Origin of the sequence: Terrabacter sp. BE26 (assembly GCF_041941675.1) — a bacterium.
Lineage (GTDB): Bacteria > Actinomycetota > Actinomycetes > Actinomycetales > Dermatophilaceae > Terrabacter.
Genome location: NZ_CP090122.1, coordinates 4,153,128 through 4,174,453, shown reverse-complemented (window position 1 = coordinate 4,174,453; position 21,326 = coordinate 4,153,128). Strand labels below are relative to the sequence as shown.

Sequence of the window (21,326 nt, the reverse complement as noted above, 5' to 3'; positions counted from 1 at the left end):
GAGCGTTCACGGCGGGGACGCTGCCACGAGGCTGTTGCGTTGGGCCGCGACACAGGGCACCCCTGAGGTAATCCTCACTGTTGACGCGTTACGATAAGGCGCACGAATCCGAGACAAGGGGCGAGCACCGGCGTGAGCAACGAACCGCAGCACGTCAACCGGCTGGACCGTCGGAAGGCCCGCACTCGAGCGGCGCTGATCGGGGCTGCGCAGACACTCATCGCCGAGGGCCGGACCAACGCGCCCATCCTGGAGATCACGCAAGCCGCCGACGTCGGGATGGGTTCGTTCTACAACCACTTCGACACCAAGGAGCAGCTGTTCGAGGCTGCGGTCGAGGCGGCAATGGACGCGCACGGACAGCTGCTCGACACCCTCACGGCTGACATCGAGGACCCCGCCGAGATCTTCGCCTGCAGTTTCCGGCTCACCGGGCGGCTGCACCGGAAGGCGCCAGAGCTGAGCCGAGTCCTTCTCAGCAACCTCCTGCGACTGCTCAGCGCCGACGACGGCTTGGCGCCACGCGTCCGCAGGGACATCGCCGCCGGCGTGGCGGCCGGCCAGTTCGACGCCGAGGACCTCGACGTAGCGGTCGCGATGGCCGCCGGATCCCTCCTCGCGCTCGGCCAGCTGCTCCACGACCAACCGGAGCGCGACGTGGACGAGACGGTGGACCGGGTGACCGAGGAGCTGCTGCGCATGCTGGGCGTTCCACGGCGACGGGCGCAGCGGATCAGCACCTTGCCGCTGCCCGACATCGACGTGGCGGGCGGCGGCTCCGCCGCCTGAGCCCCCTGCCGCCGCACGGCGCACCGGTGCCCAGCGCCCGGCGCTGAAGCTGGGCGGCCGGGACGGCATGCCGAGCGGGCGTGGCCGCCACGAACTCGCGGCGGCCCGGCCCGATACGTCGACTCAGGCCGTGCGGCCTGCGTGCGCTCCCGCACGAGCCACCTTCCACGGCAACGGTCCGGGCCGTCCACTCCGGTGGCGCTCGTCACACCGACGGCTTAGCCGTTGATCCCTGCAATCCACTGACGATATCGTCAGTAGTGCAACAGATGAACAACTGGCTCGAATCGGCCAGATACAACGAAGGTGGGAACTGATGACGGAGCACACGAACTTCTACAAGCGCCTGGACGCTCTCGAGCAGCGGGTCGGCAAGGCCCGCTCTGCCGTGCAGACGGCTGCGAGCGAGTCCGATGCGCAGCTCAAGCAGCGCATTGACCGGGCGCAAGCGGACTTGGACCGGTCGGTCGAAGACGCCCGCCGAGACGTTGCGCAGGCCGCCGATGACGCGCGAACGACGTGGGCGCAGGTGAAGGCCGACGCCGCGGCGAAGATGAGCGACGTCAAGGCGAACATGGACCGACGGGCTCTTCACGTGGACGCCAAGGTGGCCGCGCACGACGCCGAGTTCGCCGAGTCCGATGCTATGGACGCCCTCGACTTCGCCGACTGGGCGCTCGAGAACGCACAGCTTGCGATCCTCGACGCCATCCACGCCCGCGCCTACGCCGACCGACTCGCCAAGGACGAGGCCAACGCATAGCGCCACGTCGGACCGACAGTCAGAGCCCCGCTCGTCGACGCAATCGTGCGGCGGGGCCGCTGCGACCCTGGCCAGCGCCGAGCGCCACCCCCGTCATGCCTCAACCTGATCGGACGCCCCACCTTTCGACGCTGAAGGGTCGTGGCTGGCGCCCGGTCGATCCTCGTCGCCGACCCGGCCTGTTCGTCAACACCCGGTCCGGAGACGGCGCGGCCATTCGCACGAGCATCATGGAGCGGGCGCGCGAGCGAGGGATCCAGGCCATGGCGATGCGGCCCGCGGATGACGTGGAGCACGGGCCCTCGAGGTCGCGGCCGACGGCGTAGATGCGCTCGGCGTGGCCGGTGGCGACGGATCTCTTGCCGAGGTGGCTGCCGTCGCCGTCGCCCAGGGGCTGCCCTTCGCGTGCATCCCGGTCGGGACGCGCAACCACTTCGCGCTGGATCTCGAGGTCGATCGCCAAGACGTCCCGGGAGCACTCGACGCGTTCACCGACGGCGTGGAGCGACTGGTGGACGTCGGGGACGTGAACGGTCGCATCTTCCTCAACAACGTCTCCCTCGGCATCTACGGAGAAGCGGTCCACCAGGCTGCCTACCGCGACGCCAAGGTCCGCACTCTGGCGGAGACCGCGCGCCGGGCGCTCGGGCCCAGCGGGCCCATCCCTGCACTACGCGTCGTGGACGACGTCGGGCGACAGCACGACCTTCTCCCCGTGCTGCTCGTCTCCAACAACCCCCATGCGTTGAGTGGTCCCGGCATCGCCACCCGGCCAACGCTCGCCGGTGGCCGGTTCGGGATCCTGGTCATCGACACGCCGGACGAAAGGCCACACCCGCCCTGGAAGGCCTGGAGCGTCACTGGTCTGCGAGTCGACGGCGCAGGGCCCGTCCGGGCGGGTATCGACGGGGAGTCCGTCGAACTGTCCGGCCCTCTTGAGTTCGCCGTTCGGCCCGCATCGCTGCGAGTACGGATCTGCGCGAACCATCCAGGGGCCTCGCCGGCAGCGCTGGCCGGGTCCATCACGTCGCACAGTCCCAAGCGTCCCGTGCTTCGAGGGGGGGGTGAGGCTGCCGCCGCTTTACCCGTGCGCCGGTTCGATTTACCGTGAAGTCCAAGAAGGGCGTTTCGGCACAGGCTTCTCCGACTGCCGGGCGCCGAGCCGACAACCTGAGTGGGACCCTATGGCGAGCGCAGACGCATCCCTGCGCGCCGAGATGACCCAGATCGCCGCAGAGGCGGGCACCCTCGAGCACCGAGCAGACGCGCTGCTGACGTGCCTGCGCCGAAGGATCCCCTACGCTGCGGCCTGGATCGGGTTACGTGATCCGGAGACCCGTATCCACCACCGGGTCGGCTCCGACGGCGACACCGACGCGTTGGTCCGCTACTTCACGCATCCGGCGGCCGACGACGAGCTGGAGGCGTTGGGGCTCAACCGGTTCCAGCCGCCCGTCTCGGCCTCGAACCTCGGGGTGCCTCTCGCCGAGACACGGGCATGGGGGGAGTACCTGCTCCCGGCAGGGTTCGTCGACGGTGTGATCGTGGGGCTGTTCGCCGACGATGGGCGGCACCTCGGCTTCCTGAGCCTGCTCAGCGGTGACCCCCCAGAGCGCACCACCTCCTACGCCGGCGCACTGGCGGACCTCCGGCCGATCATCGTCGACGCGGTCGACCGGCTGCCCTCGTTCTCGGCCGCGGCACGGCTGGTCGGTGATGCAATCGGGGGTCTCGTCATCACCCGGGCGAGCGGCCGGGTGCCGGTCCCGGGCCTGCCCAGCCATCCGATGCTGGCCGACGGCTCCGCGACGCTCGCCGCGGCGCGCCGGCATGCCGCCGCCCCGGGCACGGCCGCGACCTTCCTCAGCCCATGGTCAGGGAGCCTGCTGAGGATCAGCGTCCTGGACTTCCGTGACGGCACCGACCACCTCAGCGCGCTCGTGCTGGTTCGTCCTGCAGGTGACGTCGGTGGCCTCGAGATGCCCGACGTGCGGCTGCTCGGGGCGCTGGTGGAGGGCTGGGACGATGACCGCATCCGAGCAGGCGCCGGCCTGGCCCATCCCTCCGATGACGCGTTGCGACTGGCTGGCCGGCTCGGCTTGCCCTCCGTCGAGGCACTGGTGCAGCACGCGGCTCGGAAGGGCTGGTACGTCCCCCCAGCACTGTGGCAATGATGGGTGGGTGGTCTCGAGGTCTTGAGCGGTTGCTCTTGGGCCGGCGTCGGCGTCGCGCCGTGTCAGCGCCGTACTCGGGGACCCGGCGGCACGTAGCAGCCTTCCCGCTCTGCCTGGACCGCCGCCAGAGTTCTCGTCGGCACCTCCAGCTTGTGCAGGATGTGCTCCACGTGAGCGGCCACGGTCCGGGGGGCGACGCTGAGTCGCGACGCGATCTGCTGGTTCGAGTGGCCGTCGACGATCAGCCCCAGCACCTGCATCTCGCGGGGCGTGAGGCCATGGCCCCCCGCTTCCGGTGCCAGCAGGACCGTGCCCAGCACGAAAGCGGGCACGTCGGTTGCAGCGAGGACGGTGATGCGCGCGTGATCGGCGAAGCCGGGGCCGTCCTGCGACGGCCACATGAAGGACCGGTAGACCTCACCGGCCAGCAGCGTCCGCCGGGCCATGTCGAGGACCAGCGAGTCGACGAGCGACGGGTGGTGCTCGAGTCCTGGGAGCGGGTAGGTGCTGCCGTCTCGGAGCAGCACGGCGCCGGCCGTCGCACCCCGCACGAGGCGCGCGGTCGCGATCAGCGAACGCAGCGGCGACACTGCCCGAGCAATCAACGGAGCGAGCCGCCCGACGCTGTCACGCTGCACACCCGATGGTGGCTCGGTACTGGAGCACAGCAGGCCGAGCATCCCGAGGTAGGGGCCACCGGGCTCGACGAGTGGCACTGCCAGGCCGTCGCGAAAGCCGGCCGGGATCAAACACTCCGCCCACGTCGGCCGATCCTCTATGGGGACCGGCAGCTCCGTCACGGCAACGGGCGGGCGGTCCTGGTTGAGCTCGGCCAGCTGGATCTCCCGCGCCACCGTCGGACGATCCAGGTAGTCGAGGACGGATCGCTCCAGCCCGGTGCTTCCGACGGTCGCGTAGACGTGCGACTCGGGGTCGGACAGGGTCAACCAGATGGCTTCGACGGGCAGCCACCGGTCCAGGCTCTCCACGAGGCCGCGTGCCCGTTCCAGCAACGGAACCGTGGACGCCGCGATGTCGATCGTCTCGGCAATGGGCACATCGTTCAGCACGGGGTTTCCTTCCGCTACTCGCAGCCAGAAACGGACGCGAAGCTCGGGCGGGCGATGCCACGCCCACTCGCTCGGGAGCGGCGCCGGCAACATTCGCATCGAAACCTCCTCGTACCCAAGGCGGCAACGCCGAACCTCCCTCTCTCGAGGGGCCACCAGGCCGGCGACGGTGTATAGCATGGAGGCCTTGGTAGCTGAACGCGAGGTACCGTAGCGACCGGAATCTGCTGCTTCACCAATCGGGCGCTGCTCCACGTGTGGTCGAGCCTCGTGCTGATCGAGCGTGGCGCTCTCGTGACGTGCCACCCCGAGAGCGACGGAGCACCCTGATGTCGACGCCACCCATACCGACGGTCCGACTGCCCGCGGGGGAGTCGATTCCCGTGATGGGGCTGGGCACCTGGTACCTGGGCGAGAGTCCCGCCCGACGCGCTTCGGAGCTCGCTGCCCTGCGCCTGGGCATCGATGTGGGGCTCACGTTGATCGACACCGCCGAGATGTACGGCAACGGTGCGGCGGAGGTGCTGGTGGGTGAGGCGATCGCCGGACGCCGGGACGAGGTGTTCCTGGTCAGCAAGGTGCTGCCCTCACACGCGTCGTACACAGACACGATCGAGGCCTGTCGGCAGAGCCTTGGCCGGCTCGGGACCGAGCGGCTCGACCTGTACCTGCTGCACTGGCGTGGCCCGGTGCCGCTCGAGCAGACGGTGCGCGCCTTCGAGGAGCTGGTCCGGCTGGGCATGATCCGCTACTGGGGCGTCAGCAACTTCGGCATGCGGGACATGGACGAGTTGCTGGGCGTCCCCGGCGGGCAGGCGGTCCAGACCAACCAGGTGCTGTACAACCTCACCCGCCGGGGCATCGAGTACGACCTGCTGCCGACCCTGCAGGAGCAGGGCATCCCGGTGATGGCCTACTCGCCGATCGAGCAGGGCCGCCTGCTCCGCCATCCCGTGATCATCGCGATCGCGGACCAGCACGGGGCCACCCCGGCGCAGGTCGCGCTCGCCTGGCTGATGACCCGGGACGGTGTGAACGTGATCCCGCGTGCCGGCAGGAAGGAGCACGTCCTGGAGAACCGGGCAGCGGTCGCCCTGCGTCTCACCGATCGGGAGCTCCTCCTTCTGGACGAGACCTTTCCGCCGCCCGGCCGACCCCAACCCCTCGAGATGCTCTGACGGACGTGCGTCCGCCGGGCAGATCAGATGTCGCGGAACACGTCGAGTGCCACCCTAGGGGCGAGCCCGGGACACCTCTGACGTGCACGAATACCCAAGCTGCACAGGGAAGCTGAGCGCCCTGCTAGGCGCCCGATTGGTCCTGGTTCGGCGTTGAGTCGGTGCCAAAGCTGTGCCAAACCGCTCTCTCGGACGGCGCTTAGCCCCCCGTGCGGACGGATGAAGCCGCGGACGGGGGGAAGGAGGATCGGGCCGGTGGCACTCACCCTGCTGGGGGTTGCGGCGAGTGGGGCGGTGCGGCTTCTGTCGCGCGGAGATCGGTGAGCAGTACCGGCAGGAGTACCTCCTTATGGACAGCCCAGCCGGCCTCGTGCATCGCGGTGGTGAGCTCCGGATCCCACAGAGCCCGGCCCGTCCCGTCCAGGGGCAGTTGCGCATCCGCATCGACGGAGGTGCCGCGGCCCGATAGTCGGCGGCGGTCATCCGCCACACGGTTGCGCCGGCCGCGATCATCCGCGCCGCGATCTGCACCCTGGCCAGTCGAAGTCGCCGTGATACCGGACGGGGACACCCGTCGAGATGAGACGCTCCAGCAGGAGGGCGCCCGCGCCCGCGGCGTGGCCGGAGAAGCAGATCAAGGGTCGGGTCACCCCAGCGCATGCGGCGGCTTGGAGCACCTGGGGTTCTCGCAAGCGTGCATCACGGCGCCAGCGGCCGCGAGCGGCAGGTCGGCCGGGAACGCGGCGAGCTCCTGCAGCGCCAGGTGGGTGACCAGGCCCAAGTCGGCGCGGGCCCGCATCATCACCGCCCACGGGAGATTCGGCTTCGGGACGCAGCGCCCACACGAGGACCGTGCCCGAGACGGTGTCGCTCGTGGTCACCGCCCGATCCTCGAGCCGTCTCGACATGCGGAACATCGCCGAGGTCTTTTCCTACTGTGTCAGTGGGATATCGGGGTGGCCGCAGCGCTGTAGCGTGAGCGAATCGCATTGTTCTGCAATGTGTTTCGGTCAAGCCGAGCCCCTCCGGCTATGTGTGTGAATGGCCTTGAAGTCCGCATCCAAATGGTTGCCCGCTTCGTGTCGGTGTGCGTACGCTCACCGCAGGTCACGAGCTCCAGTGCACAGCCCCGGCTTGCTGGACAGCAACCCTCCTCCGCGGCGGGGTGCTCCGGGTGAAGACCTGGCCGGTAGCCGATGGCACCGGCAAGCGCGGACTCGATGGTCGGGTCCCGGAGACCCGAGGAGCAGAGATGACCGCACGGACGACCACTCTGGTGGGCCGTCGTCACGTCGACCTGCTCCGGGTCTCCAGCGCGCTCTGTCGTCGGTGACGTACCGCTCCGCTCGCGTCGCCTGACGTAGCCCCGGCGGCACACGACCCGGCCGCGCGGCGACCCCGTGCGCCGGGCGGTACCGACGCAGACCCTATCCACGCCACCCGTCCCCGACGGGCGTGCCCGTGTCCCCAGGAGACCTCAGTGTTCACCACCTCAGTCCCAAGAACCGCTCAGGCGGCACCTCCTCCATCCGCTCTCGCTCCACCACCCGCGACGGCGGTCCTCACCGCGGAGCCCGACACGTCGCCCGTCCTCACCGTGGTCCCTCGGCGCACGCCGTGGACCTGGGTAGGTGTGGCGGGCTTGCTCGTCCTCGTCGCGATGTTCGTCAACGGGCTGGCCACGAACCCCGGCTGGGAGTGGTCGACCTTCGCCGCGTACTTCGCCAGCGAGACGATCCTGCGCGCCCTCGGCACGACCATCCAGCTCACCGTGCTCGGCACCGTCACCGGGTTCGCGCTCGGCGTCGTCCTCGCCGCAATGCGCCTGTCCCGCAACGGCTTCCTGCGGTCGGTGGCGTGGACCTACATCTGGGCCTTCCGGTCGATCCCACTCATCGTGCAGCTGCTGTTCTGGTTCAACATCGCCTACCTGTACCAGACCATCTCCTTCGGGCTGCCCTTCGGTCCCTCGTTCGGGAGCGTCTCCACCAACGACCTGTTCGGCGCACTGGGCGCCGCCGTCCTCGGTCTGGCGCTGCACCAGGCGGCCTACGCAGCCGAGATCATCCGCGGCGGGATCCTGGCGGTCGACGAGGGACAGCGCGAGGCCGCCGCGGCGTTGGGCATCCCGCGCCTGCGCCAGTTCACGAAGGTCGTCCTGCCCCAGGCTATGCGCTCGATCCTGCCGAATGCCGCCAACGAGGTGATCAGCCTCTTCAAGGGCACCTCGATCGTGTCGGTGCTCGCCATCCCCGAGCTCTTCTACCAGGTGCAGGTGATCTACGGACGCAACTCCCGGGTCGTGCCACTGCTGCTGGTGGCCACCGTCTGGTACATCGTGCTGACGACGCTGCTGTCGGTGGGCCAGTTCTACGTCGAGCGGCACTTCGGCAAGGGCAGCTCGCGCACGCTGCCACCGACCCCGCTGCAACGGTTGCGCGCTCGCCTGACCGCATACGCCATCCGGTCCGCGAGCGCCCGCACCGGCATAGCGGGGACCCGCCACTCGGAGACCGCAGAGGTGGCCCGATGAGCACAACCAGCACGTACGCGCCCGTGGTCGACCTGCGCGGCGTCACGAAGTCCTTCGCCGGCCAGGTGGTCCTCGACGGCATCGACCTGCGACTCGAGGAGGGCACCGTCACCGTCGTGCTCGGCCCCTCCGGCTCTGGCAAGTCGACGCTGCTGCGCACGATCAACCACCTGGAGAAGGTCGACCGCGGCCAGGTCCGCATCAAGGACACCCTCATCGGCTACCGGCAGTCGGGGGACCGGCTGCACGAGCTGTCCGAGCGGGAAGTCCTGCGCCAGCGCAGCCGGATCGGGTTCGTCTTCCAACAGTTCAACCTCTTCCCGCACCTGACGGTGCTGGAGAACGTCGTGGAGGCGCCCGTCTCCGCCCAACGCCGCCGCCGCTCCGAGGTGGAGGCGGAGGCCAAACAGCTGCTCGCCCGGGTCGGCCTGGCCGACAAGGCCGCCGCCTACCCGCGCCAGCTCTCCGGCGGCCAGCAGCAGCGGGTCGCCATCGCACGAGCGCTGGCGCTACGGCCCGACGTCATCCTCTTCGACGAGCCGACCTCGGCGCTGGACCCCGAGCTCGTCGGCGAGGTCCTCGACGTCATCAAGGAGCTGGCCCGCGACGGCGCGACCCTGGTCGTCGTCACCCACGAGATCGGATTCGCCCGCGAGGTCGCCGACACCGTGGTCTTCCTCGACGGCGGCCGCCTCATCGAGCAAGGGCCACCGGCACAGGTGCTCGACAACCCAAGCCACGAACGGACCCGCGCCTTCCTCGACCGCGTCCTCTGACCGCGCCGCACCCCCGGCACTGACACACCCTTCACCACGACTCGCGCCCTCGGGTGCCGAGAGGAGCTCCACCATGCCCGACCACGCCTCCCGCCCGGTCCACGCCGGCCCGGTCACGACCACCTCCACCACATTCCGCGCCAGCCGGACGTCGACCTTCCGGCTCACGCTTGCCGGTCTCGCGGCCCTTGCGGCGCTGACCGTGAGCGCCTGCTCCGGTCCGGCTGAAGCCAGCTCGTCCGGCTCCGCCCCCTCCGCCCGGCCCGGCGCGGCCGCAGCCGGGATCAACACCTCGCCGAACCAGCAGCGCATCAGCGCCGCCAAGGACGAGAAGGCCGCGGCGCTGCTCCCCCCGGCGATCCGTGAGCGGGGCACCATCACTGCCGCCAATGCCGGCGCCGGCGGCGGCACCCCGCCCCTGGTGTTCACCGCCGACGACGACAAGACCGTCATCGGAGTCGAGGTCGACCTCGCCCACCTCTTCGCCGACAAGCTGGGCCTGAAGGTCGAGACGCCAGCCACCAGCTGGGAGAACGTCTTCCTCGGCATCGACTCCGGCCGCTTCGACGTCGCCATCACCAACGTCACCGTCACCGAGGAGCGCAAGGAGAAGTACGACTTCGCCACCTACCGCAAGGACGACCTCGCCTTCGAGGCACCCAAGGGCGGCAGCTGGAGAGTCACCAGCGGCAAGGACATCGCCGGAAAGACCATCGCCGTCGGCTCGGGCACCAACCAGGAGAAGATCCTGCTCGACTGGAACAAGGCCAACATCGCAGCCGGCCTCGCCCCGGCGAACATCAAGTACTTCCAGTCGCAGACCGACTACTACCTCGCCCTCGCCTCGCACCGGATCGACGCCTACTTCGGGCCCAACCCGAGCGTCGCCTACCACGTCGCAACGGGGGGCCAGGCCGAGGCGATCGGTCACTTCTCCGGCGCGGGTGACTCCCTGCAGGGGCTCATCGCCGTCCTGACCAAGAAGGGGTCGGGCTTGGCCGCGCCCTACGCCGCCGCGATCAACTCCGCCATCGCCGACGGCAGCTACGCCAAGGTCCTGGCCCGCTGGAACCTCAGCAGCGAGGGCGTCGCGAAGTCGCAGGTCAACCCTCCCGGGCTGCCGAAGACCAGCTGACCCCGGCCGACAAGGCCCCGCCGCACCCCAACCAGGAGACGAAAACCATGAGCACCACCCCGACCCCGCCACGAGCCGGTCGCCGCGTCCTCGTCCTCACGGCCGCGCTGCTGACCACCACCGCCTCGCTGGCTGCCTGTGCCGATCCCGTCGCACCAGCGGCCAAGAAGGTCGATCCCAAGGACCTCGGCGGGTCCAAGGTCCTCCCCGTCGCCTTCGACACCTCCGCGAACCAGAAGCGCCCCGCCGGCACCCTGCACCCTGAGATCGCCGCCGAGCTGCCCGCCGACGTCCGGGCCAGCGGCCGACTCGTGATCGGCAGCGGCGGCGCCGGGGGAGGCATCCCGCCGCTGGCTTTCACCGCCGACGACAACCACACGCCGATCGGCGTCGAGGTCGACATCGCCCACCTCGTGGCCGACGTCCTCGGACTCAAGCCCGAGGTCGAGACCACAAGCTGGGAGAACCTCTTCATCGGCGTCGACTCCGGCAAGTACCAGGTCGCCATCTCCAACGTCGGCGTCTCCGAGGAGCGCAAGGAGAAGTACGACTTCGCCACCTACCGACTGGGCCTGCATGCCTTCGAGGCGAGGAAGGGCTCAGGCCTGACCGTCCGGGGACCCGCAGACATCTCCGGCAAGAAGGTCGCCGTCGGCTCGGGCACCCTGCAGGAGGCGATCCTGCTGCGCTGGAACGCCGAGAACGAGAAGGCCGGCCGCGCCCCAGCCCGGCTCGTCTACTACCAGGGCGCCACCGAGTACTACCTCGCCCTCGACTCAGGACGCATCGACCTCTACCTCGGGCCCAACCCCACCGCCACCTACCACGTGGTCACGGCCGGCAAGACCCAGATCGTCGGCAACGTCTCGTCCAGCTACCCCATCCCCGGAAAGGTCGGCGTGCTGACGAAGAAGGGCAACGGTCTCGTCAAGCCCATCTCCGACGCGATCAACGCCGCCATCGCCGACGGCAGCTACGCCAAGGTGCTCCAGCGCTGGGGCCTGACGGCCGAAGCCGTGCCGGCATCCGAGGTCAACCCCGCCGGGCTGCCCAAGCCCGCCGCAACCAAGTGAGGACCAGTCATGGCATCGATCGTCACCCTGTCCGGTAGCCCGTCCGCACCCTCACGCACCGAGGCGGTCCTGGGCCACGTGGAGCGGCGGCTGCGCGCCCGCGGCCACGACGTCAGTCGCGTCGTCGTCCGGGACCTGCCCGCCGACGCGCTCCTGCGAGCCGACACCTCGGACCCGCAGATCGCGACCGTCGTGGCGGCCATCGCGGCCGCCGACGGCCTCGTCGTCACCACCCCCGTCTACAAGGCGGCCTACACCGGACTGCTCAAGGCCCTGCTCGACCTGCTGCCGCAGTACGCCCTGCGCGGCAAGACGGTCCTGCCCGTGGCCACCGGAGGCAGCCCCGCGCACGTGCTCGCCCTGGACTACGCCCTGCGACCCGTGCTCGTCTCGCTCGGTGCAGAGCACGTCACCCAGGGGTGGTTCGTGCTCGCCTCGGAGGTGACGCTCTACCCGCAGGACGCTGGCGTGCTGCTCGCCGAGTCCGCCGCCCGCAACCTGCATCTGGTGACCGAGTCGTTCCTCACCCACCTCGCCCGGCACCGCAGTCAGATCGTCACACAGCCGGACGACGACGTGGTCCTGCGCGTATCCCCGCACGATGACGCCGCCGCGCCCCTGCTCGAGGACCTCGTCGTCGAGTACGGGACCCGCTACGGACTCTCGACACCCAACACGCAGCTGACCGAGGTCCCGATCAGCGACTTCGAGGCGCCCGACGGCGCGTTCCTGGTGATCTCGCGGGCGGGCCAGACCATCGCCGGTGGCGCGATCCGTCGCTACGACGAGCAGACGGCCGAGGTCAAGCGGGTCTGGGCCCATGCGCAGTTCCGCCGACAGGGCCTGGCCAAGCGGGTGCTGCACGAGCTCGAGCTGGCCGCAGCCTCACTGGGCTACAAGCGGATCCACCTGACCACGGGGCCGCGCCAGCCCGAGGCACGCGCTCTCTATCTCGCTGCCGGCTACCTGCCGGCGTTCGACCTGCACGCCGACCCAGAGTCGATCGGCCCGCACGCCTTTGACAAGGAACTGCCGTCCGGCACCCGACGCGCCGCCCTGCCTCCCGGGGTCCGGGCACCGGGCCACCCGGCCGATGCAGTGTCCAGGACGGCCCTCGACCCCGCCGGGTCCACGACGCCGGTCCCCTCCTACCGGGACTGGGGCGCGGCGTGAGCCTGCGACGGATCGTCGTCGTCGGTGCCGGCCCGCGAGCCCTCGGCCTGGTGGAACGCCTCAGCGCCAACGCCGCCCAGCTCCTGCCGCCGGGGGAGCGAGCCGAGGTGCACGTCGTCGATCCGCACCCGCCGGGTGGCGGGCGCATCTGGCGCGCTGCACAGTCGCCCCTGCTGTGGATGAACTCCGAGGCCCAGGACGTCACGGTCTTCACCGACGCCTCCGTGACGTGCGAGGGACCGGTCGTCGACGGCCCATCGCTGGCGCAGTGGGCTGCCGGCGACGAGGCCAGCGAGGCTGCCGCACAGCTGGGGCCACGCTCGTTCGCCCCTCGCGTCGTGCAGTCGGAGTACCTGGACTGGGCCTGGCGTCGCACCGTGCAGACGCTGCACGAGCGCCTGACCGTTCGCGTGCACGCCGACCGCGCCGTGGCACTCGAGGACCACGGGACGACCCAGACCGTCACCCTCGCCGGCGGCGCAGCGCTCGCGGCCGACGTCGTAGTCCTGGCGCAGGGCTACCTGCAGCAGTCGCCCGCCCCAGACGAGCAGCGGCTGCTGGCCCAGGCGGAGCAAAACCGGCTCACCTACGTGCCGGCCGGGCACACGGCCGACCTGGACCTCGCGCACCTGCGTCCCGGCGAACCGGTCCTCGTACGCGGCATGGGCCTGGCCTTCGTCGACCTGTTCGTCCTGCTCGGACAGGGGCGCGGCGGGTGCTACAGCGGAGACGGGGACCGGCTCACCTACCACCCGAGCGGCCGGGAGCCGGTGCTCCACGTCGGGTCACGTCGCGGTGTGCCGTACCACGCCAAGCTCGGCTACGAGATCCGCTCACCGGCCGACGGGCCCGCCCCGCTGCGGCACCTGACCCGTCACCGCCTGGCCGACATCGGTGACGGAGTGACAGCCCTGGACTACCGCACCCAGGTGTGGCCGCTCGTCGTGCTCGAGCTCGCCGTCGCGCACTACCGCCGGCTCTTCGAAGCCCATCCCGAGCGGACCCGGGGCAGCTTCGAGACCCTCGAGCGCGACCTGGCCGCGGACGTGACGGGCGGAGGGCTCACGGCCGTGGCCCGCAGGCACCTCACCGACCCCGAGGACCTCTTCGACATCGACCGCATCGACCGACCGCTGATGGCGGACATCAGCCCGCAGACACCGTGCCCAGAGGTCGAGCGGCTCGTCGCCGAGCACATCACCCGTGACCTGGCACGCCGGGCGGACCCCGAGCGCTCCACCGACCGTGCCGTCTTCGACGCCCTGCTGGGCGTGTACGCCACCCTCGCCGAGCTCGTCGTCATCGGCCGACTGCCCGATGAGGACCGGGTGCGCCACGTGGAGGGCCACTTCCACGGCCTCTTCTCCTTCCTGGCAAGCGGACCGCCACCGCGGCGGCTCGCCGAGCTGCTCGCGCTCCACCGCGCCGGAGTCGTCCGCTTCCTGGGGCCCGACGTCACCCTCACGGTGGAGGACGACACGTTCGTGGCCCGGTCGGGGGACCGGGTCGTGCGAGCACGGGCGGCCGTCGATGCGCGACTGCCACGCCCCGACAGCTCGCTCGTCACGGACGCGCTCGTCGCCGGCCTGCTCAGCTCCGGGCAGCTGCGGTCGCGTCCGGTGACCGCTGCGGACGGCACGAACCTGGGTGCCGGCCAGCTGGTCGCCGACGCGCGCGCCCGCGCCGTCCGGGCCGACGGTTCGGTGCACCCCAAGAGATTCCTGCTCGGTCCGGCCGTCTCCGGGTCGGCCGGCGCCGGCGGCTTCTCCCGCCCCGGCTTCAACGGGCCGGGCTTCCGCCAGAACGACGCGGTCGCCCGCGACCTGCTCACCGTGCCCATCACGCCCGCAGCCGCTGGACCGCAACACCTGTACGCCGCGCCCCCGCCGAGGGCCGCAACCCACCGCCACACCACGACAGAGAAGGACCACCGCCATGCCAGTTGAGTTCCTCGGCATCGCCGCCACGAACGACGGCACCGAGACCACCGCCCGCAGCGGCGGCGCGCTCGACCTCGCCTACACGACCAAGCTCGCCCGCGCCCACGAGGACAACGGCTGGGACCGCATCCTCTTCGCCTACCACTCCGGCTCACCCGATCCCGCCCAGGTGGCCGCGCACGTGGCCGCGAACACCGAACGGCTCAACCTCGTGGTCGCCCACCGCCCGAACACCGCCTACCCCACCCTCACCGCCAAGACCTTCGCGACCCTCGACCACATCAGCGACGGCCGGTTCGAGGTGCACGTCATCACCGGCGGCAGCACCGCCGACCAGGCTGCCGAAGGCGACCACCTGCCCAAGGACGCCCGCTACGAGCGCACCCGTGAGTTCATCCAGATCCTCAAGCAGGCGTGGACCCGTGACGAACCGTTCGACTTCGCCGGCCAGCACTACCGGTTCGAGAACTTCCTCGCCGACATCAAGCCACTCCAGCAGCCGCGCCCACGCATCTCCTTCGGCGGCTCCAGCGCCGCCGCCTACCGCGTCGGCGCCCAGGAGGCGGACGTCTTCGCGCTCTGGGGCGAGCCTCTCGCGGGTACCGCCGAGCAGATCGCCACGATCCACGAAACCGCAGACGCGGTCGGGCAGCCGTCGCCCGCCATCCAGGTCGCCTTCCGGCCGATCCTCGCGCCCACCGAGGAGCTCGCCTGGGACAAGGCCGAACGCACCCTCGGAGCCATCCACGCCCGCAGCGCCGACGGCGCCGCCCCTCGAGGGCGACTGCGGCGCAACGGCGGCCAGCCCGAGAACGCCGGCTCCCAGCGGCTCCTCGCCGCGGCCGCACGCGGCGAACGCCACGACCGCGCGCTCTGGACCGCGACCACGGCCGCCACCGGCGGCGGGGGCAACAGCACCGCCCTCGTCGGCACCCCGGAGACCGTCGCCGCCGCCCTGCTCGACTACTACCACCTCGGCGTACGCATCTTCTCCGCCCGCGGCTACCACCTCTACGACGACGCCGTGGACTTCGGCCGCCACGTCATCCCCCTCGTGCGCGACGAGGTGGCCCGGCGCGAGTCCGACGCCGACTGTGCCGCCGCCGCCACCGACGACGCCGACTCCGACCGCGCCGACCGTGGCAACATCCGGGAGGCAGTCGCATGAGCGCGCGCCAGCACTGGGTCCAGTGGCGCGCGACCCGGGAGGTGACCCTCGCGCAGGAGCACGGATGGCTCAGCCTCACCGGTTTCGCGTGGCTTCCCGACGAGCCGTCCACCGTGCCGGGACTGCCCGGGCTGTGGTGGGTCGACGACGACGGCGCCCACGTCCGGGCAGACAAGAACGACCGTCTCGCTACCGAGACCGGACCCATCCACGGAACGGCATCCGCAGACGTCCCCGAGAGCGGGTCGTTCACCTGGGTGCACCACGACGCGCGAGTCGTCGAGCTGCTCCGTCGGGGTGGACGTCTCGCCGTGCGCACCCGCGACCCCCACGCTGCCGCCCGACTCGCCTTCAAGGGCGTCCCCACCTGGGACCACGACACCGACTGGGTGCGGCCGGCGAGGTTCACCCCTGCCGAGGAGCCCGCCACCGTGGAGGTCGGCACCGCCCGCCACGACCTCGTGCAGCAGGCCCGTGTCGTCGGGACCGTCGACGTCGACATCGCCGGCGTACGCCACCGGCTCAGCGCCACCTCCGCGGGGGATGGGCTGGCCCTGACCTTCCACGACGCCACGAACAACGACACCTCTGCGCCCTGGCGCACCGTCACGACCGAGGCCCCGGACGACGACGGCAACCTCGTCGTGGACTTCAACCGCGCCGTGAACCTGCCCTTCGCGTTCACGGCCTACGGCACCTGCCCGGCGCCGGTGCCGGGAAATCGCATCGCGCTGCCGGTCACGGCAGGGGAGAAGCGGCCGGTATGAGGTTCTGCACCTACACCTTGCTGGACACCAGCCCCGACCCAGTCACCGGGGTCGCCCGCACCCAGAAACAGGCGTTCGAGCTCGTGGGCCTCCAGGCGGAGTGGGCCGAGGAGCTCGGCTTCGACGCCTTCGGGGTGGGTGAGCGGCACGCCCAGCGTTTCGTGTCCTCCTCCCCACCGGTGGTGCTCGCCCACGTCGCCGCGCGCACCACACGCATACGGCTCATGACGACCGTCACCGTGCTGTCACTGCTCGACCCGGTCCGGGTCGCCGAGGACTACGCGACGCTCGACCACCTCAGCGGCGGACGCCTCGACGTCGTCATCGGCAAGGGCAACGACCCGGACCAGAACGCGCTCTACGGCTACGACCTTGAGGGCCAGTGGGAGCGCAACGCCGAGAAGTACGAGCTGCTCCGGCGGCTCTGGCGCGAGGAGCGCGTGACGTGGTCCGGGCGGTTCCGCCCCGCGCTCGTCGAGGCCACCACGCAGCCGCGCCCGCTCCAGCAGCCGATCCCGGTCTGGCACGGCTCGGCCAGCTCCACCGAGTCGACCGAGCTGGCCGCCCGGTGGGGTGACCCCCTGTTCTCCGCCAACGGCTTCCACGCGATGGAGAAGTACGCCGCCCTGGTGCGGCACTACCGGGAGCGGTGGGACGCGTACGGCCACGACCCGGCCGACGCCCTCGTCGGGGCCGGGTTCCTAGGGCTGCTGGTGGCCGACACGACCCAGGAGGCGCTGCGGCTCTACGAGCCCGCCTTCGAGGCCTTCCGGCGCTCACCCGGCGCGCTGCACAACAGGCTGCCGTTCACCACCGTCTCGGAGTACGCCCGGGACAGCTCCGCGCTCATCGGCTCACCGGAAGAGGTCATCGACAAGATCGGGCGCTACCACGAGGCGTTCGGCCACGACCTCTCCGGCATCTCGCTAGACGTCCCGGGCCTGTTGGAGGCGGTCACCCGACGCAGCGTCGAGCGGTTCTTCACCGACGTCGCGCCCGTCGTCCGCCGCGAGTACCCGTCGCGGCAGAGAGCCGGACAGCCGACGAGCCGGGAGTCGGGTGGGCCGGGCAGCGACCCTCCCCGTGCCGCCGCCCCGGATGCGTGGGCCACCCCGACCGCTCCGCTGTCTCGGCGCGGGTCGGGTGAGCCCCTGCCCTCGCCCTGACCCGTCCTTCTCTGCACACCTTCACGACCTCGAGGAGAGCCCCAGCAATGCCTCTCAGAACACCAACCGCGCCCGTCCGCCCTCCGGACCCCGCTCGCGCACCCGTCCAGGCGGAAGGTCCGCGTCAGGCGCGCGCCGCCGTCGACCTCGCGGCCACCGCCAGACGCCTCGCCGGTGAGCGCACCCTGTGGGCCGGTCTCGTCGACTTCGACCCGATCAGCCGCCACTACGCGCGCATCGCCGCCGAGAGCCACCACGAGGCGTGGCTGCTCACCTGGCTTCCCGGCCAGGGGACGGACTGGCACGACCACGGCCAGAGCGCCGGCTCGTTCGTCGTCCTGCAGGGACAGCTGACCGAACGGGTCGCTACCCCAAGCCATCTCGACGGAGCACCGCAGGTGGAGAAGGAGGCCAGCCGGCTCCGCGCCGGACAGCAGCGGACCTTCGGACCCTCCTACGTCCACCACGTCAGCAACGTTGGCCCGGACCCCGCGATCAGCCTGCACGTCTACGCCCCACGCCTGACGGTCATGACGACCTATGCGGTGAACAGCGGGCGCCTGCAACCGGTGGAGGTCCAGCAGAAGGGAGTCGACTGGTGATCGCCACTCCCCGGGTCGGTGGCACCCCTCACCCGCTGCACCTCGCGGTCGCGTTGGACGGAGCCGGCTGGCACCCGGCCGCCTGGCGCGAGCCCGGGGCCCGCGCGGGCGAGCTCTACACCGCCCGCTACTGGACCGACATCGTCACCGCCGCCGAGCGTGGCCTGCTCGACTTCGTCACCATCGAGGACAGCCTGGTCCTGCAGTGCGAGGACCCGTTCTCCGGCGGCGACGACTCGCGCACCGACCGGGTCCGCGGACGGCTCGACGCCCTGCTCATCGCAGCCTCGGTGGCACCGTCCACCGAGCACATCGGCCTGGTGCCGACCGTCACGACCACCCACACCGAGCCGTTCCACGTCTCCAAGTCGGTCGCCACCTTGGACCACGTGAGCCACGGCCGGGCCGGCTGGCAGGTCAAGGTGGGCGGGACGCCCGGTGAGGCGGCGCACTTTGGTCGCCGGACGTTCCCCGGCATCACGCGCGACTTCGCCACCGACCCGGTGGCTCTCGCGGCACTGCAGGAGACGTTCGCCGAGGCGGCCGGCCACGTCGAGGTCGTCCGTCGACTGTGGGACAGCTGGGAGGACGGCGCCGAGATCCGTGACGTCACGACCGGGCGCTTCATCGACCGGGAGAAGCTGCACTACATCGACTTCGAGGGTCCCCACTTCAGCGTGCGCGGACCCTCGATCACCCCACGTCCGCCACAGGGGCAGCCCGTGGTCACGGCCCTGGGCCACCACACCATCCCCTACGAGCTGGCCGCAACGTCCGCGGACGTCGTCTTCGTCACCCCACACGACGACGAACACGCCACGGGCATCCTCGCCGAGGTCCGGCAAGCCGAGCAGCGCATCGGCCGGACCGACCCACCGCTCAAGGTCTTCGCCGACGTGCTGGTGATCCTCGACAGGACCACCGATGCCGCGCTCCGACGTCGGCGTCGTCTCGACGAGGCCGCCGGGGCGCCCCTGTCCTCGGACGCCCACATCTTCACGGGAACCAGCAGCGAGCTCGCCTCCCTGCTCCTGCGCTGGCGGTCGCTCGGCTACGCCGGCTTCCGACTGCGGCCGGCCGTCGTCGCGGACGACCTCGTCTCGGTCGTCGACGGGCTGGTCCCCGAGCTGCAGCGGGCAGGCGCGTTCCGGACGGCATACGACCAGCACACCCTCCGCGAGCGCCTGGCGCTGCCCGTTGCCGCTAACCGATACGCCCCCACCCCGGCGTAAGAACGGACCCTGAATGACCCACCAACGCAAGCAGGTCGTCCTCGGCGCGCACTTCCCGGGCGTCAACAACACGACCGTGTGGAGCGACCCCGCCTCCGGCAGCCACATCGACCGCGCATCCTTCACCCACTTCGCGCAGACCGCCGAACGTGGCCGCCTCGACTTCCTCTTCCTCGCCGAGGGGCTGCGGCTGCGTGAGCAGCGCGGCCGCATCCACGACCTCGATGTGGTCGGCCGGCCCGACACCTTCACGATCCTGGCCGCGCTCGCGGCCGTGACGGAGCACCTGGGCCTCGCCGGGACGATCAACACGACCTTCAACGAGCCGTACGAGGTCGCCCGACAGTTCGCCACCCTGGACCACCTCTCGGTCGGCCGGGCCGCCTGGAACGTGGTCACGAGCTCGGACGCCTTCACGGGGGAGAACTTCCGCCGTGGCGGCTTCCTGCCGCATCCCGAGCGTTACGAGCGGGCCGAGGAGTTCATCGCCACGGCACGCGAGCTCTGGGACTCGTGGCCAGAGGAGGCGATCCGAGCCGCGGACGACCAGTTCCTCACCGACGCCGCGGCGGGCTCCTTCGAGCACCGCGGCAAGCACTTCGCCGTGACCGGCCGCTTCACCGTGCCCCGCAGCCCGCAGGGGCATCCGGTGATCTTCCAGGCCGGCGACTCCGGCGACGGTCGGGAGTTCGCCGCGCGCAGCGCGGACGCCATCTTCAGCCGGCACTCCACCGCCGAGGCCGGGCGCGTCTTCTACCGCGACGTCAAGGGCAGGCTCGCGCGCTACGGCCGACAGGAACGCGAGCTGCTCATCCTCCCGGCCGCGACCTTCGTGCTCGGCGACACCGACGCCGACGCCGCCCAGCGCGCCGCCGAGGTGCGTCGTCAGCAGGTCAGCCCCCAGACCGCGATCCTGCTGCTCGAGCAGGTCTGGAACCGTGACCTCTCCGGCTACGACCCGGACGGCCCCCTGCCCGCGATCGACCCGCTGGTCTCCGACGAGACCTCGATCGTGCGAGGGCGGGCGCGCCAGGTCGGCGACGCCCTCGCCGAGGCGGCCCGGTACCGCGCCGTGGCCGAGCTCAAGGGCCTCAGCATCCGTGACACCGTCATCGAGCTGACGGGCCGTCAGACCTTCGTCGGTTCGCCCCAGACGGTCGCCGCCGCGATCGCCGACGCAGTCGCCACGGACGTCAGCGACGGGTTCATCCTCGTGCCCCACATCACCCCCGGTGGCCTCGACGGGTTCGTCGACGACGTGGTCCCGCTGCTCCAGGAGCGCGGCGTGTTCCGGCACGACTACACACCTGGAGCCACCCTGCGCGACCACCTCGGCCTGCCCCCGGCTCGACCGGCAACCGCCTGGGCGGCATGGGTGCCCGCTCGAGAGACGGTCACGGCCGGGGCCGCCGGGCCGGACGCCAGGGCGACGGCATGACGACACGAGACGTCCCCGCGGTCGAGCTCATCGGTAACCCGCGGGTCGGGTCGCGTGCACGGGCCTGGCGGACGCGGTCGTGCATGCCGTGAGAGACACGCTGCCCATCGTCGGGGTCTCACACGCTGACGGCATACCGCGCGATGAGCCGGTGGTCATCGAGCTCGGAGAAGCGATCGGCGTCAGCTTCGGCCCCGACCCGGCGACCGCCGCCGCGGCGCGTAAGTAGCCACCAAGGACTCGCCCGGAGAGCGGCTACTTGTTTCATTGACGCAGGACCGGTGCCTGCGCAGGCTCGGTTCAGGTGCCCGGGCTCGTCGCTCGAAATAGCGGCTGCCCACGCTTGGTC

21 protein-coding genes, 1 pseudogene and 1 riboswitch are annotated in these 21,326 nt (G+C 71.0%); of the genes and pseudogenes, 19 read left to right on the top strand and 3 right to left on the bottom strand.

Annotation, left to right across the window (positions count from 1 at the left end; translation table 11 throughout):
• The first annotated feature begins 132 nt into the window (after positions 1 to 132).
• The 4 genes and pseudogenes from LQK93_RS19120 to LQK93_RS19105 all read left to right on the top strand — a co-directional run bounded on the left by LQK93_RS19120 (position 133) and on the right by LQK93_RS19105 (position 3,726).
• Entirely contained in the window at positions 133 to 789 is a 657-nt protein-coding gene (locus LQK93_RS19120; RefSeq protein ID WP_374969345.1) for a TetR/AcrR family transcriptional regulator, read from the top strand.
• Positions 790 to 1,105: 316 nt separating this feature from the next.
• Positions 1,106 to 1,552, top strand: coding sequence for a hypothetical protein (locus LQK93_RS19115; protein WP_374969344.1), 447 nt, complete (start codon positions 1,106 to 1,108; stop codon positions 1,550 to 1,552).
• 313 nt (positions 1,553 to 1,865) lie between these two features.
• Positions 1,866 to 2,663, top strand: a pseudogene (locus tag LQK93_RS19110) (diacylglycerol/lipid kinase family protein); the annotation flags it as partial.
• Positions 2,664 to 2,736: 73 nt separating this feature from the next.
• Positions 2,737 to 3,726, top strand: a complete 990-nt coding sequence (locus tag LQK93_RS19105) for a hypothetical protein (RefSeq protein WP_374969343.1) — start codon at positions 2,737 to 2,739, stop codon at positions 3,724 to 3,726.
• 62 nt (positions 3,727 to 3,788) lie between these two features.
• Here the strand turns inward: LQK93_RS19105 and LQK93_RS19100 are convergent, their stop codons facing one another.
• Positions 3,789 to 4,889 (bottom strand): response regulator transcription factor, encoded by a 1,101-nt coding sequence (locus tag LQK93_RS19100; RefSeq protein ID WP_374969342.1) that lies wholly within the window; start codon positions 4,887 to 4,889, stop codon positions 3,789 to 3,791.
• A 293-nt stretch (positions 4,890 to 5,182) separates the two neighbouring features.
• Between LQK93_RS19100 and LQK93_RS19095 the strand changes: the two genes are divergently transcribed.
• Positions 5,183 to 5,974, top strand: a complete 792-nt coding sequence (locus LQK93_RS19095) for an aldo/keto reductase (RefSeq protein ID WP_374969341.1) — start codon at positions 5,183 to 5,185, stop codon at positions 5,972 to 5,974.
• Between the two features lie 262 nt (positions 5,975 to 6,236).
• Here LQK93_RS19095 and LQK93_RS19090 read toward each other — a convergent pair whose 3' ends face one another.
• Entirely contained in the window at positions 6,237 to 6,464 is a 228-nt protein-coding gene (locus LQK93_RS19090) for a DUF2399 domain-containing protein (protein ID WP_374969340.1), read from the bottom strand.
• 19 nt (positions 6,465 to 6,483) lie between these two features.
• A complete protein-coding gene (locus tag LQK93_RS19085) occupies positions 6,484 to 6,882 on the bottom strand; it encodes a DUF2399 domain-containing protein (protein WP_374971548.1) in 399 nt (132 codons plus the stop codon).
• A gap of 197 nt (positions 6,883 to 7,079) precedes the next feature.
• Positions 7,080 to 7,192: riboswitch (SAM riboswitch) on the top strand.
• A 34-nt stretch (positions 7,193 to 7,226) separates the two neighbouring features.
• Between LQK93_RS19085 and LQK93_RS19080 the strand changes: the two genes are divergently transcribed.
• The 14 genes from LQK93_RS19080 (at position 7,227) to LQK93_RS19015 (ending at position 21,206) form a co-directional block, all read left to right on the top strand.
• Entirely contained in the window at positions 7,227 to 7,307 is an 81-nt protein-coding gene (locus tag LQK93_RS19080; RefSeq protein WP_374971547.1) for a putative leader peptide, read from the top strand.
• A 300-nt stretch (positions 7,308 to 7,607) separates the two neighbouring features.
• A complete protein-coding gene (locus LQK93_RS19075) occupies positions 7,608 to 8,507 on the top strand; it encodes an amino acid ABC transporter permease (protein WP_374969339.1) in 900 nt (299 codons plus the stop codon).
• A complete protein-coding gene (locus LQK93_RS19070; protein ID WP_374969338.1) occupies positions 8,504 to 9,283 on the top strand; it encodes an amino acid ABC transporter ATP-binding protein in 780 nt (259 codons plus the stop codon). Before LQK93_RS19075 ends, LQK93_RS19070 begins: the two co-directional genes overlap by 4 nt.
• Positions 9,284 to 9,356: 73 nt before the next feature.
• The gene (locus LQK93_RS19065) at positions 9,357 to 10,418 is read left to right on the top strand and encodes an ABC transporter substrate-binding protein (protein ID WP_374969337.1); all 1,062 of its coding nucleotides are present in this window, start codon (positions 9,357 to 9,359) and stop codon (positions 10,416 to 10,418) included.
• Between the two features lie 47 nt (positions 10,419 to 10,465).
• Positions 10,466 to 11,491, top strand: coding sequence for an ABC transporter substrate-binding protein (locus LQK93_RS19060; RefSeq protein WP_374969336.1), 1,026 nt, complete (start codon positions 10,466 to 10,468; stop codon positions 11,489 to 11,491).
• A 9-nt stretch (positions 11,492 to 11,500) separates the two neighbouring features.
• The gene (gene ssuE / locus LQK93_RS19055; protein ID WP_374969335.1) at positions 11,501 to 12,664 is read left to right on the top strand and encodes an NADPH-dependent FMN reductase; all 1,164 of its coding nucleotides are present in this window, start codon (positions 11,501 to 11,503) and stop codon (positions 12,662 to 12,664) included.
• Positions 12,661 to 14,610, top strand: a complete 1,950-nt coding sequence (locus LQK93_RS19050; RefSeq protein WP_374969334.1) for an FAD/NAD(P)-binding protein — start codon at positions 12,661 to 12,663, stop codon at positions 14,608 to 14,610. The genes ssuE and LQK93_RS19050 overlap by 4 nt, the downstream gene beginning before the upstream one ends.
• Positions 14,600 to 15,772 carry an LLM class flavin-dependent oxidoreductase gene (locus LQK93_RS19045; RefSeq protein ID WP_374969333.1) on the top strand — a complete coding sequence of 391 codons (1,173 nt, stop codon included), beginning with the start codon at positions 14,600 to 14,602 and terminating at the stop codon, positions 15,770 to 15,772. The genes LQK93_RS19050 and LQK93_RS19045 overlap by 11 nt, the downstream gene beginning before the upstream one ends.
• A complete protein-coding gene (locus LQK93_RS19040) occupies positions 15,769 to 16,539 on the top strand; it encodes a DUF1684 domain-containing protein (RefSeq protein WP_374969332.1) in 771 nt (256 codons plus the stop codon). The genes LQK93_RS19045 and LQK93_RS19040 overlap by 4 nt, the downstream gene beginning before the upstream one ends.
• A complete protein-coding gene (locus tag LQK93_RS19035) occupies positions 16,536 to 17,705 on the top strand; it encodes an LLM class flavin-dependent oxidoreductase (RefSeq protein WP_374969331.1) in 1,170 nt (389 codons plus the stop codon). The genes LQK93_RS19040 and LQK93_RS19035 overlap by 4 nt, the downstream gene beginning before the upstream one ends.
• 47 nt (positions 17,706 to 17,752) lie before the next feature.
• Positions 17,753 to 18,307, top strand: coding sequence for a cysteine dioxygenase family protein (locus tag LQK93_RS19030; RefSeq protein WP_374969330.1), 555 nt, complete (start codon positions 17,753 to 17,755; stop codon positions 18,305 to 18,307).
• Positions 18,304 to 19,539 (top strand): LLM class flavin-dependent oxidoreductase, encoded by a 1,236-nt coding sequence (locus tag LQK93_RS19025; RefSeq protein ID WP_374969329.1) that lies wholly within the window; start codon positions 18,304 to 18,306, stop codon positions 19,537 to 19,539. Before LQK93_RS19030 ends, LQK93_RS19025 begins: the two co-directional genes overlap by 4 nt.
• A 13-nt stretch (positions 19,540 to 19,552) precedes the next feature.
• Positions 19,553 to 20,977, top strand: a complete 1,425-nt coding sequence (locus tag LQK93_RS19020; RefSeq protein ID WP_374969328.1) for an NtaA/DmoA family FMN-dependent monooxygenase — start codon at positions 19,553 to 19,555, stop codon at positions 20,975 to 20,977.
• An 88-nt stretch (positions 20,978 to 21,065) separates the two neighbouring features.
• Positions 21,066 to 21,206 carry a hypothetical protein gene (locus LQK93_RS19015; protein ID WP_374969327.1) on the top strand — a complete coding sequence of 47 codons (141 nt, stop codon included), beginning with the start codon at positions 21,066 to 21,068 and terminating at the stop codon, positions 21,204 to 21,206.
• The last annotated feature ends 120 nt before the right edge of the window (positions 21,207 to 21,326 follow it).